Origin of the sequence: Candidatus Defluviibacterium haderslevense (genome assembly GCA_016712225.1) — a bacterium.
Taxonomy (GTDB): domain Bacteria; phylum Bacteroidota; class Bacteroidia; order Chitinophagales; family Saprospiraceae; genus Vicinibacter; species Vicinibacter haderslevensis.
Genome location: JADJRL010000003.1, coordinates 3,621,774 through 3,636,253, shown reverse-complemented (window position 1 = coordinate 3,636,253; position 14,480 = coordinate 3,621,774). Strand labels below are relative to the sequence as shown.

Here is a 14,480-nt window from a genome sequence, read left to right as displayed (position 1 = left end):
AAACACGAAACGATAAATCACCGAATTACTTGAATTGCGAAAGAAAGATTTTATTTTATAATTTTTGAAGGGATCAACTTATCTTTGAGTAATACCATAGAAAACATAAAATAAATCACACTATTGTAAAATACAAAATTTAATAAAATGACCCGAGCTAAGTTACTAAACAATCTAAGTAATCTAATTAATTCTATTGAAGATGTGGAGTTATTGCAATCATTATATGATATGTTGAAAAGACACAAATCATCCAAACCTGGAGAATTGTGGAATTCTCTTACTCAAGAACAAAAAGATGAAGTTCTTAAGGCATATGATGAATCGGATGATGAAGAATCTTTGATACCAATGGATGAAATTTTCAAGCCTAAATGTTCTTATCTTCAAAAAACAGATCCAAACTTTGATCTATGGAATTTCAACGTATCAAAGAGAAGCGGACTAAACTTTTAGAATAACAAGAAAAAGAAAACCTCAACATATTGGTTTGTGTTGACATAACTAGAATATATAAGAAGTGTGTATAAGATGACGCTTTGCAGCTACAAGCAGTTGGCGATTTCGGAGACGAAAACTGTCTGCCAGTAGCGAACTTGATGCGCAGCACAAATGTGTATTTAACCACTAAACAGCCAACTTCTTGCAAATGCTGTACTGCGTAGTATTTTTTGACTTATCATTCTTTTTTATGTTTAGTCACCACCACAACCACCACAGCTACTGCAGGAACTGCCACAGCTACTGCCACATGAAGCACCACAGTTACCACTATTGTTATTGTTTTTGTCTATGTAGTTTACTAATGGCACAAATGATGTTGTCAAAACTGCTGTGCCCAATAAAAAATATGTCCATTGCCAATTGTCATCAATTTGTCTTGTTGGTAAAATATCGTATTTGTATAAGTTTGGAATTGTAGTTGTTGAAATTTGTTTTGTTAGTCTTTGTAAAAAAACAAATGTGATAATTGCTAAAACAAGTGTCACTATTACAATTTGAATTACAGGCTTGTCTCTTAAAATTCCTGTTACAATTCTTGTAAAACAAAGTAAAATAAGAAAGTTCAAGATTGCAAAATTTGCATAGAATAAAAAGCCAAACATCTTAGACTTGTTGAAATACTTTCCAAAAGCGTCCATACTGTTTGGAATGTTCCAAAAGACTGGTTTTGTTGATAATTTTCTCAAAAGTTTAGGGTAATACGTTGTTCCTAATTCCGCCAATGCAGAAGTTACTTGAAGTTGTGAATTATTAATATTAGCATTACCTTTTGCAACTTCAATACTATCGTTTTCATTTATTTTGATCGTACCATTATCAACTAATTCATTTACTGTTCCATTTATAACGTTTGAAAGTTTTTGTGTTTTCAAATACACAAGTTCAAATGGTTGTAGATTATAAATAAAGGATGTTTCGTCAAAACCTGAAACAATATTTTTGAGTTTTGATCTGTTGTAAAATTCAAGTACTAAAAATGTAACAAGTGTCAAAGCACTAAAACCGTAAATAAAATAGGGATTGTTTATTTGAACATAAATTGGTTTTAATAAAAAGTAAGCTGGAACTGTTAAACAAATAAAGGCAAGTACTCCAAAGATTAGAAATGTTCTCAACTTGAACTTTGCCTTTTCAAGATTTAAACTTTCAAACATATCATTGTATGTCCAAATGTTTTTAGGTTGTTTGCCAAAATCTCTTTCGTAAAACTTTATTGTTCTTTCTTTTGCTTTTTTAAACTTTTCAAATTCTTCTCTGGTGTGAGTAGAAGGAATATGTTGAATTTGTTTACCAAGTATGTTGCAAAAGTCTTGATAAGATTGAGTGAAAATCAAATGTTGATGCCAAACATTATCAATTATTTTAGAAGGCGAAACCATAAATTCTGAAGTTGCCGCTAAATACATAAATTTCTTATATTCTATAATTGCTTGGTCTGCAAATTCTCTTGTCCAAAAATTCTCGTTTGCAAGTCTTGTTGAAAATCCATATTCACTTGGTGGATTGTCAAAGTCAAATGCTAATATTTTGTTCCAAAGTTCTTGGTTCATATTGTCTTATTGATAGTCTCTGAATATTACGCTCAGCAGTTGGCACTGGAAATGGAAGACTTTTAGGAAGTCTCTTCGCTATTCCAGTGTTAATGGCAGTCCTTTTTCTGTGTATTTTTAAAGTCTTCCAATGTTTTTTTTAGATAGTCCAAATAATTTTGTTTATCTTTCAAATACATTTCTGTTAATTCATTTCGAACTTCTCTCATGAATTCAACTGCATGAAATTCTTTAACTATGTGTTCACTCTTTTCCATAGGTAAGTTCTTTAGGTCATATTGTTTCAATTATGGAATATCCATATTTTAGGTTTATTGAGTAATATTGCCTTATTCTTAAAAAATTTACCATATAATTTAAATTCTAACTTACTCAGCTGTCAACTTTTAAAACAGTTACAAAACAAATATGTTGAGCATCAGTAGAAAGTTTCCATGTCTAATGATGTAAAAGCAGTTAGTTCTTGGTCATGTCTATAATCATTAATCATTGATAAAGCTGCTTTCTCTAATTTATCCTCCTCAGTATCATAAAGTGTGTTAATAACCATCTCAATAATTTTTAGCCTACTCTATTTTGGTAGTTTTTTAAAACTGGTAACAATTTCTGATGTTAACATCATTCAAAGATATATTTAATTAATAAACTAAACAATCTTTTGATTTAAAAATTGTGCTATACACTACCCTTTTTATGCAACTTTTGAATGGCTTAAATGGCATTAAATATATTGCACCTTAAATTTTAAGCCTATATGGGGAATATATCGAATCGAACTCAGAGACATCAACGATCGTGGTATTTGTCAATAATTAGTAGAATTAGAAATTAGGATCGACCTTAAGGGATAAGCCGTTAAAAAATGATGGAATGAAACCGTTAAAAATTCAAAACTGTATGAGCTCAACACAATGCTAAAAAAAGGAACATAAATGCGAGCTGGGCAAGTGTTAAGCTAAACAAAAGAAATATGGCCTAAAGCGAGTTTTTTGAATTTAGGTTTCATGCAATCATTTTAGGCTTAGACCTTACAGTCTTGAATTTTTGGTTCTTTTTTTTCAAGAAAAAAGAACAAAGAATTATTAATTATAACGAAAATTAATATTTGAGAATAATGTAAAACCATTAAAAGGAAGTTGCATTGAAAACAAAATGTAAAAATTCAAAACTGTTTGAGCCCAACACAATGCAAAAAACAAGAACATAAATGCGAGCTGGGCAAGTGTCAGGCTAAATAAAAGACAGAAGGCCAAAGGCGAGTTTTTTGAATTTAGGTTTCATGAAATCATTTTAGGCTTAGACCTTACAGTCCTGCCTGACTGAAATCAGTCAGGCAGGCTAGAATTTTGGTTTCCCTCAGCCTGATACAGGCTTCGGTTCATTCGTTAATTTGTGATTTTGGATCACAAATTTCTTGCTAAGGCAAGATCACTCAATCATGTTTCAAGAAAAAAGAACAAAGAATTAGTCCCAGGAACGTGTATATAAAACCTTCGCCCCACAATGAAATTTTAACTCACTGACACAATTTCAATAGCATTCAACCCTCCATTATTCAAAGAATACACCACCCCATTGATCTCCTGAAAAAAGCTCACTTTTAATACAACAAATAAAATACCTACCCCTGTCGGTACCTGCACAGGAGATAACACCACATTACTTATAGTTTGATCCATGACTAATGAAACTATAGGACTAATGGATGAATGTATCGCTCCAGATGCAAAATCAATTTCAGACCAGGCACTTTCAATCCTGCAATGAGTCGCTGAAGCAGGACAAACCAAATCTTGCTTAGGTATGAAATCCGGAATACGCACCACCCCACTTGCACTATCCACTAGATATTTGGATTTAAAAACTTTACTCAATAAGGACTCTTTATTGAAATTAAATCCCTTCAATAATTTCTTACCCTCCATTGTAGATAAACCCATCCCAACTTTTCTAGATCCACGCAGATTAATGGTATCCAACTTTATCACTTTAGAAAGCTGCGTCACCATTCGACTTACAACTAAAGCATCTGATTCATTAGCTGTAATGTTTCTAAAGGATGTGCGAATCCATTTACCTGAATGATTTACTTCTGCAAACTCTTGATTATTCTCCCGAGTTCTAGCGAAGGCAGGATCTGTTTTGATTCGGGCTTTACTGGATCCTCCTTTGGTGCGAACGATGTACCCATCTTTACTTTTGTAAAAACTCAGATCATTGAATTTACCTGAGATTTTGATTAATCCGATTTGGCGTCCCATACTTAAAAAATTATAGTGTTAAAATAATTACCATGTTTTTTGATCAGGATCAAAAAACATTTTGCTCTCATTACTTAAACGAATTTGAATATGTAAATATTATTGTCAGGGAGAAATCCCAGTAGCGGAACATATGCGAATTATACGAGGATAAGTCGTGGAATAGTCGTGGAGTAATCGTGGTGAAATATTCTTTAAAAAATACAAAAAATGTTTAATTACTTGGTAAAAAAGAATAATTGTCCTATACAAAACCCTGGATTCAGCAATTCAAAAATGACCCTAGGAAGAATTAGAACATTCTGATCTGAGTTGGCTGGGAATTATTGGTTTCTATTATAGATCATTTCTTTTAAAAGGAAGCTATTCAGTCCGCTAGAAGAATTTGAATTCCAATTCATACAATAGATTCGGAACCAATTCTTGGCTTGATACAAAAGATTAGTTACCCACTGAATTAGTTTACAAAAATTTATTTTGTAAGAATGTCTTTACCTATAGATAAGTTTTGATATATTTGTCATGTAAAAGGTAGAACTGCAATTTATACATAGAAGGTAATTTATTTTAGATCATGTTTCTGAAGGTTAGAAGGATTTAAAAAATACAATTCTATCATTCGTATGTGATGAATGTCATGGATATATCTTAAATAGATTGAATTTTCTAATTAATTTAGAATAGTCAAACTATTTAAATTAAAAAATAAAAGATCAAGATTGTAAATTAACTATTTCATTATGAATGATTTAATTACCAAATTATATAAGCGATATTCAAGAAACTCTCAAATGAACTTTTGGGAACCCAAATGTTATAAGCAATTTTGAGAACTGATGTTCTGGAGAACTGAAAATAAAATAGAACCTAAGAAAAATTTCCACTTGGAAATTGAAGAGTATTATAATGGAGTTTCAAATAATGAAATTCCAAAAGAACTTTTGACTGAAATAATTGAGAAAGTAACGGACAAAATTTATGATGATTATAAAAGGTTTTGGGAGCAATATCCAAAATCAAGAAAGCGATATTCAAAATTAAAGTTATAGGATTTAAAGCATCCTTTTGTTTATTATTTGATAACTGATTTATTGAGAAAAAAGAAGTTAGTCGAATATAGACACTTTTCAAAAATATTGTTTGGAAAGAATGACGCCGAATTAGACGAATATGAAAAAGGAAAGTATGATTACGAAACAAAATAAAACTGCTTACAACAGCCGTTTCTCGCAATTGCGAATTTTGTTGTAAGTTCATGTTTGCGTTTCGCAAGAATTTTTATCTTTAACGGAAAATAAAAAGTTCCGAGGTTCGCAACTGACGAGAAGCGACGGAACGTTATCAGGTATGAAAAAGAAAAGAATATTTTTAATCCTTGTTTTAGTAATCATTCTCAATCATGTTCAGGCTGCGATATTTCCAACATTGTCTATTGTGGAATTGTCCATAAAATCAGATAAAGTAATGGAGGTAAAATACTTGTCGAACTCCAATGGCATTTATAAGTTTTGTGGTCATGAAATAAACTCCAACAAACCTTTCTTGGATACATTTGAAATAAATGGTCTTGAGAGAATATATTCCACAGGAACAGATGAATTTCAAAGGAAAACCGTTGGTTTTGAGCAGGCCGAGTCCATAATGGTTTATATTAGTGTTGATAAAGAAGGAAAATACAATGCTACTTTCTCTGGATTTCGCCTATTGGTAAGCGGTAAAATATTAGTACCATTTCAGTATAAAATTCCTGGAAAGTTTACTTTTTCTCCACTAAATGATACGATGTCATGGAGTAATTTGAAGCAAAGAATTGAATCTGTGGATAATAGAATTCGTGCTATACAAGAAATTAGAAATCTCCACGATTCTGTTGTTCGAAATCAATTGCTTTTTCAATGGCTAGCCGCAAATAGACAGGAGTTTGGTAAACGATGTGGATTAAATGAGGATTGCGGTTGGGGCTCCATAGAATATGACATTTTCAAGAGGATCACTGAAGCGAATATTTCCAAAGACACATGGCTCGCAAGCAAACTCTTCCGAGAAGTTAGGTTTCCAATTGAAGTAGACTGGATTGGGTATACCGGCATTTTGGATGACTATGGTAGAAAATCCTTTGCTACCTATTCTGATATCGATTTCTTAACATCTACTGCTCTCAATGAATTAAACTTAACAATAGATCGAAAGCAGGCACTTTCCTTTTTAGTTGGAGCTTGTAGGAAAGTATATGAAAATAACTACCCAATTCCTTCAGCATCTATACTTAAATTTCAAAAAGCAAAGCAAAAGGAAATTAGAGATAAAATTATACCTCTACTGTCAAATGAAAACTTTAAATTATTTGCATTTAAAATTGTGAGTGCGCTTTCAAACCCAATGGATGGTATTCTAGAGCATCGTATTGATCTCGAGGCCCTGCAGTTAATAAAGAGAATTTACTTAAATGAAGTTCCATCGGAATATAGGAGTAATCTGGCATATTTTATTGTACATAATTCCACGCAAGAAGAATGGAAAGAATTTGTGGGTAACGATTTAAGAATATTCATGGATTTATATCAAGTATATGTTGATACAACAAAGCTGACCTTGTCATTTGGAATTAATTATAATTATGGAAAAGAGACAATCAAAGAGGTCCCTCTTATAATCATTGAGAACATGGTTAATGGAAATGGAGTATATAAGGAATTGGCATTAAATATAAGGTTGCCATATGAATCATGGAAAGGGGTTGAGTATTTGAAAGTAGATATCTCCGGTTTTAAGGCCGGTACATACAAAGTGTATTTAATTGGAAAAGCAGGTGAAAATAGTGAGGGATTCTGGAAATCTGAATATGGAACATTCCAATTGAATTGAACAAATCCTGATAACATAAGCTACCCACTAGCAGGTTCACGAATATAAAGAATGAAAGATGTATCTTTGAAATCTAGTTACCTGGAACAAGACCATTACTCAATGATCCTGCCAGTGGGTAGCCTAGACCGTTAGTCACATTATGAAAATACTTATTTTTTGTTTGTTATCCTTAAATAGTTGCTTAATTAAAGCGAATTTCCAACTTGGAGATACACTATATAATTGGAATTATTCAGGAGCGTACTTGAGAAATGATCCAACATTAAACTCAAAAATATTATGTAAAATTCCTTTTGGTAAATTTATCATTTTAGATAGTATAACTATTGCAAAATCTAACATTAAAATATTGGACACAGGAATTTACAATAAAATTCAATTGGTTTATAATGAAAGATGGTACAAGATAAAGTATGATTCTATTTCAGGATATGTAAATAAAATAAACTTTTTAAAATTAGAACCAGACACCACATTTAAAGACGGATTCGAATACTTTTTATATAAAAACAGATCATCAGATATTTTTGATACAATTTGTATTCAAAATAAGTTTAAGGATTATAAAAATTGTTTATTTGAACCTAGATTATTAAATAATTATAGATATAAATATACAAGTGGTGAGTTTTTTAATATTGAAGTATTTATACCAAACATAGATTTATATGAAGTATTTACAATTATAAAATTCTATACTCAAAAATTTGCTATAAAGGATAACTCAAACTTGCAAGATCTGATTTCTGTTTGGAAATCAACAGATAAAAATCTAAACTTTGACATAGAGGGATCTTGCCACTACTTTCTTTTAAAAGTTAAAGAAGGAGTAAAAATATCTTATTATTGTGCTTGTTAGATCACACTGTGCATAACATGAGTACTCTCCATATCGATTAAGGCTTATTTTTGATCTAAAGCTTAATTCTTAAAAAATGTCTTATATTTGGCATTCGTCAGAAACGTTATGGGAAGAATCTCCAGACGTTGTGCGCCAAAAAAACTTTATGAAATCATTTATAATGTTTTCATTATTCTTATTAAAGCCAACAATGCCGTTTGGACTATCACTTCTATAATAATAAAAGAACTGCATACTTTTCATATTTTAAAATATGGCTTGCTGCACATTTATTTTACCTTACCGCGCCTGCTCCGATTGAAGCATAGTGCTTACAACAGATCTCACACAATCCTCCCCTTTATCGCTTTCACCACCGCTTCCGATTTGGAATGAACCTGCAACTTTTTATAAATGTTTTTGATGTGACCATTTACCGTTTCGGGACTGATAAAACAGGTTGCACCAATCAACTTATAGCTCATTCCTTGTACGAGATATTTTAAAACTTCTTTCTCCCTATCCGAAAGGTCAAAATCATTCAGTATTTCTGCCGATGGTTTATGTTTTACCATCTTCAAGACTTTCCTTGCTATGCTTGGTGTCATTGGAGAACCGCCTTCATAAACTTCTTTAATCGCATCAAGCATTAGTACTGGTGGAGTGCTTTTTAAAATATACCCTTCTGCCCCGTTACAAATGGACTGAAATATTTTATCGTTGTCATCAAAAATGGTCTCCATCAGGATCTTGACTTCAGGAAATTTTTCTTTCGCGATGAGAACCGCCTCAATACCAGATATGCCTGGCATTTCAATATCCATAAGAATAACGTCAGGGTTTGTTTGCCTGATATCATTTACAATGTTGGTGCAGTTGGCAAACGCTCCGGCACATTCAAATCCCGGAGTTCCATTTATAAGCTGGAACAATCCCTCACGTAAATTTCGGTTATCTTCAAAAATAATTACCCTCAATGTTTTCATGCTTTAAAAATTAGTTCAATGTTTGTTCCGCTTCCCTTTTCTGATTCTATTTTCAATTGCGCCTTCATTTCTTCAGCACGGGCTTTCATGTTGAGCAATCCGTTTCCTTTTGAAGTTTGTGCAACATCAAACCCGATTCCGTTATCCCGAACGGCTAATTTTACTAAGGCGTTTTCACTTGTTAGGGTAATAGATGCACGCGTAGCTTGTGAGTATTTTACAAGATTGTTAAGCGTTTCTTTAAAAATCAGGTAAAAATTTCTTCTTGATTCCAGGGAAAGTTTTGTCTCATCTAAACTTTCATCTGCCTGAAAAGTGTGTTCAATATTTTTTGCCTTTAGCAAGTTGTAAGCAAGTGTGCCCATGCGTGAAATGATATTTTCAAAGGTGTCATTCTTTGGATTGATAGTCCAGACAATATCGCTCATCACCTCAATTATTTTTCTTGATGCCTCTCCAATCTGTTCCAGTTCATCAACCACAGCCGGAGATTTTTGTTTTGCCACTTCGCTGTAAACCGAAATACTGTTTAAGGTAGAGCCGACATCATCGTGAAGGTCGCTTGCAATTTTGTTACGGATGTTTTGTAGCTTCAACTTGCTCGCTGCTCGGAAGTTGTTATAAATGAAATAAGAAAGCAGCAACAACATAACAAGACCCCCAATCAAAAAGTTCTTAAGTAGTTTTTGTCTTTTAATTTCTACATCTGCTACGGCCATTTGCTTGTCATATTCGGCTTTCGTGGCAGATTCCTTTTTTTCAAACTCATAATTCATTTCATTACGGGTTATTTCCTTGCTTTTCTCAATATTAAAAAGGGTATCCTTTAATACCATTGCTTTTTTGTAATGCTCCAGTGCGAGCTTGTATCTGCCAGTGGTATCGTAAAGATGAGATAGTGATTCTTCAGATTGCCTTAAAAAATCCATATCGCCAATGCTGTCATATATAGCAATTGCTTTTTTCAGATACTCTTCTGCTTCTGCGAACTTTCCTGTTTCAGTATAAACACATCCGATGCGGCTTAGATGTATTGCAATTCCATTTTTATCTCCGAGTTCTTCCGCAATCTTCAATGCGTTGAAAGAATAGTCCAGTGCTTTGGGATAATTCTTCTGTACATGATAGACAAATCCAATGTTGCCGAGATGTGCTGAAATTCCATTTCTATTTCCAAGTTCTTCCGCAATCTTCAATGCCTTGAAAAAATAATCCAGTGCTTTGGGTTTATCGCCTTGTTCAGAATAGACACTTCCGATGTTGGCGAGACATGTTTCAATTCCTTGTTTATTTCCGAATTCTTCATGCATTTTTAATGCCTTGAAATAATTGTCCAATGCTTTGGGATATTCCTTTTGTTTCCAATAGACAACTCCGATGTTGCCGAGCCACATTGCAATTCCATTTTTATTTCCGATTTTTTCATTCATTTTCAATGCCTCGAAATAATAATCCAGTGCTTTGGTATAATTGCTTTGGTAATAATAGGCATTTCCAATGTTGCCGAGATGTATGGCAATTCCCATTTTATCGGCAAGTTCTTCAAGCATTTTCAATCCCTTGAAATAATAATCCAATGCTTTGGGATAATCGGCTTGGTGCATATAGCTATTTCCGATGTTGCCGAGAGATTTTGCAACTCCTGATTTATCGGCAAGTTCTTCTCTGAGTGCTAATGCTTTAAAATTGTTTTCCAGGGAAGAAGGATAATTTCCCTTTAAAAAATACGCCAGCGCAATTATGTGATAAGAATCAGCAATGTGTTTTTTGCTTGTTGCTTTTTCGGAAAGTGATAATGCTTGATTGCCAAGTATCATGGCAGTATCGGGGTTGGAATACATCAGCTCCCGGCCGAGGTTGTAGAGGTGATTTACTTTGTTCGTGTCCTCCTTTGCCGTTTTCAAAAGATTCATCAACGAGTCAATTTTCTGTTGTTTCTGCGCCTGAGCAGCATTAAATAAAACTCCGCACAGTAATAAGACGGAAATAAGACGGAGAAAATTTTTCATATCCTTTGCTTCAATTAATAGAGGGCTTAAAAATTTTGTAATAAAAACATTGCAAATGTAAGCTATTCAAATTTCATCTGTAACCCCTTGAATATGGTGTTTTATTCTATTTGCATCAGCAAAACACCTAGTTTCTGGCATTGCTATGCTATATTTTTTGCTTCACCTTTGTCCCGATCAAATAAACAATAATTTATTCTAACAATTTTAAAAAACAAATTAATATGAAAAAGCAATTACAAATTTGGATTAGGCAACAAAAATCCATTTTCCTCATGCTGGCATTTTTGTTGGCTGGAGGTCTGAAGCTGACCGCTCAGAATGAGGCGTATTATGAAATCCATGATACGCGATTCAATAAAAGCATTATAGCCGGCAATACCAATAATGTCTACGATGCTTATGTCTATCATTACAATGCTATTGGTAGGGATAACGCTCTATGGACGTTTGTTTCCCAAGGCGGGGGTTATTATCAGATCATCGATAAAAAATTTGGTAAAGCACTTAAAGGGCAACCCAACGGGTACAATGCACGTCATGAAGATAAAACAAATACGGATGAGTTTTTATGGAAACTGGAGGATGTAAGCGGACGAGGTGTTGAATTCACGATATTTAACAAAAAGTATAACAATTATCTGACGGTTACTTTGGATGAGGCGTATTATAATGAAAATATTTATAATCAAAGTGATATGAGTCAATGGAAGGTTTGGCGTCTTGTAAGGCGAAGTGGTTTGGGACCTATTCCAAAAGATAAAAATGGTAAGGAAATTCAAAGCGAGTCAGAAACTGTTTTTTCAACTAATAATAATGTATCTAAGTTTACCATCTATGGACTACCAAAAAGGCTATGTGATGAGCATTTAGGAATAGGAAATACAGTGTATCAAGGAATTCCTACTAATCCGGCCCGGCCTACTGACAAGGTGTTTATGAACAGCTTCCCTCAGATAGAGTATGGGGCAATGAATCAAACACAGGATCTTTCTGGAAAAAGTAAAGCCTACAAGCTTACTATCTATGCCAGATCAAGCGCTAAACTAAACAACACCAACAATTTCGTTGACCTGGTAGATCCTTTCAATAATGTCTGGCAAGGGAAGAAGGAAAGAGATTCACTCAAACTTACTTCAATCAATTCAACCTTATATCGCGGGGAATATATTATGAGTACTGGTGATTCACTCCAATATGGAACAACAACCATGTTGGCCAGATTTTTTTTCCAAGAACAAAATATTAATAATGGAACTCCTATTAATAATGTTTATCTACAGATGCCATTTGTGGTTTCCGGTATTGTTGATTACGCTGTACCCATACTTGGATATACCACTGAACCCCAAATTCCTTACCTTGTCTTGCATGACCCTCCAGGCGATGGCAGTACCAGTTCCTTCAGCCAAACTAAAACGATATGCAGAGAATTTGAAAACTCTTATTCAACTGATCAATCACATGAAGCACATGCCAAGGTTAAGATAGGTGTTGCAGGTAGTGTGGGACTTATTGTGACCACAAATTTTGAATTTTCTGTCGAATTTGGTGTTGGCTTAACTGCAGGTGACCTTGTAGTCAAAACGAATGATCATGGAACTTGTGTAAGCACCAACGAAGGATTTTCCACTTCCGATCTCGATCCAAGTATTGCGGATAGGGCAGATGTTTTTATAGGCTATGGGTATGACTTGAATTATGGAAAATATAGAGTGGTAGATTTTATTCCTGATTCCTGTAAAGCAGTCACGCATGAAAGACTTATTTATTCACTTAAAGGTTCAGGCCAGAATGCATACAGAAAATTTGTGCTAACGGAGGGTGGCATACAGAATGATATAGACATTCAAAAATCTATAATGGATAATGTCAACTTGGATCAGAGAACCAGGGCCAATGCGCTACACCAGTATAACGCATGGAAACGAGTGCTGGCCGCCAATGACAGTATCATCGCAAATGCAACGGAAGTCATCGGCAGTCCTCTAATTTTTAACGGGGGTGGACAAGGAACAGATTGGTCTGAAGCCATTTCAGTCACGCAATCAAGCACATTAAATACAGAGCATTATCTCTCAGCCACTGCTGGGTTGGAAACTGTTCTCGAATTCGGTGGAGGCGGAGTTTCCTTTGGATATAATTTCAATACTGAAAAACGCTATGGCGCCACTCAAACACAGTCAGGTGAAGAGGCGAAGGTTGTCGCTTACCACTTAAGTGATAACGAAAGCGGTGACTTCTTTAAAATGGATGTATTGAGGGACGGGAGATATGGAACACCCTTGTTTAGAGTGGCGGATGGTTCAAAAACCAGTTGTCCTTACCAAGGTGGATATCAGCGAGATCAGCCAAATTTGAAAATCGATGGTCAAACAAAAAATAACATTCTGCTGGAGAATATACCTGTCGGAACTTTAGCATCATTCAAAGTTGATTTATGCAATGATTCAAATGAACCACGCACCTATGCAATAAGCCTGGGAGGAATGAACCCAGGTGGGGCAACTATTAGAATAGGCGGAGTCAATATAGGTCAGAGTTCATATAACCAATCAGTGCCTGCAAAGAGTTGTCTCGAAGATTATGTGGTCACAGTAGAGATGAATCCTAGTGTATTCAAATACCCGAATCTGCAAATTGATATGGGTCCTGAATGCGATGGAGCTATCAGTTCCAGTATTTTCGCTTCAGTCTATTTTGGTACCACTTCAGTCAATGAAGAAAATAGCCCTGTTAAACAATTAAGTGTTTTTCCAAATCCAACATCAGGAGAATTAAATGTTGCTTTCATGTTGAAACAATCTGCAGATATTCATTTTGAATTAATTGATATGTTAGGCAACCGATCCATATTAGCAGCAGATGAAAATTATGCAGCGGGTGAAAGACAAAAGACATTCAATGTGGCTGCATTGCCTTCTGGAATCTATCAACTGGTCATCAAAACGGATCAAACTGTCATCAGTAGAAAAGTGATCGTTCAGCATTGATCAGCGGATCAAAAGTGAGCATGAAAAATCAATAAAGGAATAATTGATTTAATGTTCCTAAACTAAGCACCTTTTCGGGGAGACCCGTGAAGGTGCTTTTTTTATTAAATAAGTTACATGAACTTTTCCTAGGTGTTTTTTGCATTTAGAAACAAAAAAAATGGTATTTTCACACTCTGACATTATGTGTAACTTTATGAGACAACTGCTAACAATATTAATCGGACTCTTTTGGACAGTTTCTTCTTATGCTGACTGTCGAGGAGAAAGGTTAAATGTTTTTCCTGCGGGACAAACAACTAAACAAAACTCAATACTTGTTCTTGACGGTACTTTTGGACAGGAGAAAGAATTAAATTTACTAAACCAATAGACAAATATAAAATGAATCAAAAATAAAAGATATCCTAAACGAAGTTCAAGCAAACCAGTTAAAATCCTTAGTTTTATACATGGCGGTGATTAATG

The 14,480-nt window shown here is 34.1% G+C and carries 11 protein-coding genes; 6 read left to right on the top strand and 5 right to left on the bottom strand.

The window, feature by feature from the left end:
• Window positions 1–147 precede the first annotated feature (147 nt).
• Window positions 148–456, top strand: a complete 309-nt coding sequence (locus tag IPK88_14205; protein ID MBK8244577.1) for a hypothetical protein — start codon at window positions 148–150, stop codon at window positions 454–456.
• A 239-nt stretch (window positions 457–695) separates the two neighbouring features.
• Here IPK88_14205 and IPK88_14200 read toward each other — a convergent pair whose 3' ends face one another.
• The 3 genes from IPK88_14200 to IPK88_14190 all read right to left on the bottom strand — a co-directional run bounded on the left by IPK88_14200 (window position 696) and on the right by IPK88_14190 (window position 4,315).
• Entirely contained in the window at window positions 696–2,054 is a 1,359-nt protein-coding gene (locus IPK88_14200) for a hypothetical protein (protein ID MBK8244576.1), read from the bottom strand.
• An 89-nt stretch (window positions 2,055–2,143) separates the two neighbouring features.
• Window positions 2,144–2,311 carry a hypothetical protein gene (locus IPK88_14195; GenBank protein MBK8244575.1) on the bottom strand — a complete coding sequence of 56 codons (168 nt, stop codon included), beginning with the start codon at window positions 2,309–2,311 and terminating at the stop codon, window positions 2,144–2,146.
• Window positions 2,312–3,565: 1,254 nt separating this feature from the next.
• Window positions 3,566–4,315 (bottom strand): hypothetical protein, encoded by a 750-nt coding sequence (locus IPK88_14190; protein MBK8244574.1) that lies wholly within the window; start codon window positions 4,313–4,315, stop codon window positions 3,566–3,568.
• A gap of 836 nt (window positions 4,316–5,151) precedes the next feature.
• Here IPK88_14190 and IPK88_14185 point away from each other — a divergent pair.
• The 3 genes from IPK88_14185 to IPK88_14175 all read left to right on the top strand — a co-directional run bounded on the left by IPK88_14185 (window position 5,152) and on the right by IPK88_14175 (window position 8,042).
• Complete coding sequence (locus IPK88_14185) at window positions 5,152–5,364, top strand: hypothetical protein (protein MBK8244573.1); 213 nt, start codon at window positions 5,152–5,154, stop codon at window positions 5,362–5,364.
• 298 nt (window positions 5,365–5,662) lie between these two features.
• The gene (locus IPK88_14180; GenBank protein MBK8244572.1) at window positions 5,663–7,180 is read left to right on the top strand and encodes a hypothetical protein; all 1,518 of its coding nucleotides are present in this window, start codon (window positions 5,663–5,665) and stop codon (window positions 7,178–7,180) included.
• Window positions 7,181–7,322: 142 nt separating this feature from the next.
• Window positions 7,323–8,042 carry an SH3 domain-containing protein gene (locus IPK88_14175; protein ID MBK8244571.1) on the top strand — a complete coding sequence of 240 codons (720 nt, stop codon included), beginning with the start codon at window positions 7,323–7,325 and terminating at the stop codon, window positions 8,040–8,042.
• Window positions 8,043–8,368: 326 nt separating this feature from the next.
• Here IPK88_14175 and IPK88_14170 read toward each other — a convergent pair whose 3' ends face one another.
• Complete coding sequence (locus tag IPK88_14170) at window positions 8,369–9,010, bottom strand: response regulator transcription factor (GenBank protein MBK8244570.1); 642 nt, start codon at window positions 9,008–9,010, stop codon at window positions 8,369–8,371.
• A complete protein-coding gene (locus tag IPK88_14165; protein MBK8244569.1) occupies window positions 9,007–11,019 on the bottom strand; it encodes a tetratricopeptide repeat protein in 2,013 nt (670 codons plus the stop codon). The genes IPK88_14170 and IPK88_14165 overlap by 4 nt, the downstream gene beginning before the upstream one ends.
• Window positions 11,020–11,243: 224 nt before the next feature.
• Between IPK88_14165 and IPK88_14160 the strand changes: the two genes are divergently transcribed.
• Together IPK88_14160 and IPK88_14155 are read left to right on the top strand one after the other, a co-directional pair.
• Window positions 11,244–14,012 carry a T9SS type A sorting domain-containing protein gene (locus IPK88_14160; protein MBK8244568.1) on the top strand — a complete coding sequence of 923 codons (2,769 nt, stop codon included), beginning with the start codon at window positions 11,244–11,246 and terminating at the stop codon, window positions 14,010–14,012.
• 196 nt (window positions 14,013–14,208) lie between these two features.
• Window positions 14,209–14,385, top strand: a complete 177-nt coding sequence (locus tag IPK88_14155; GenBank protein MBK8244567.1) for a hypothetical protein — start codon at window positions 14,209–14,211, stop codon at window positions 14,383–14,385.
• Window positions 14,386–14,480: the final 95 nt, after the last annotated feature.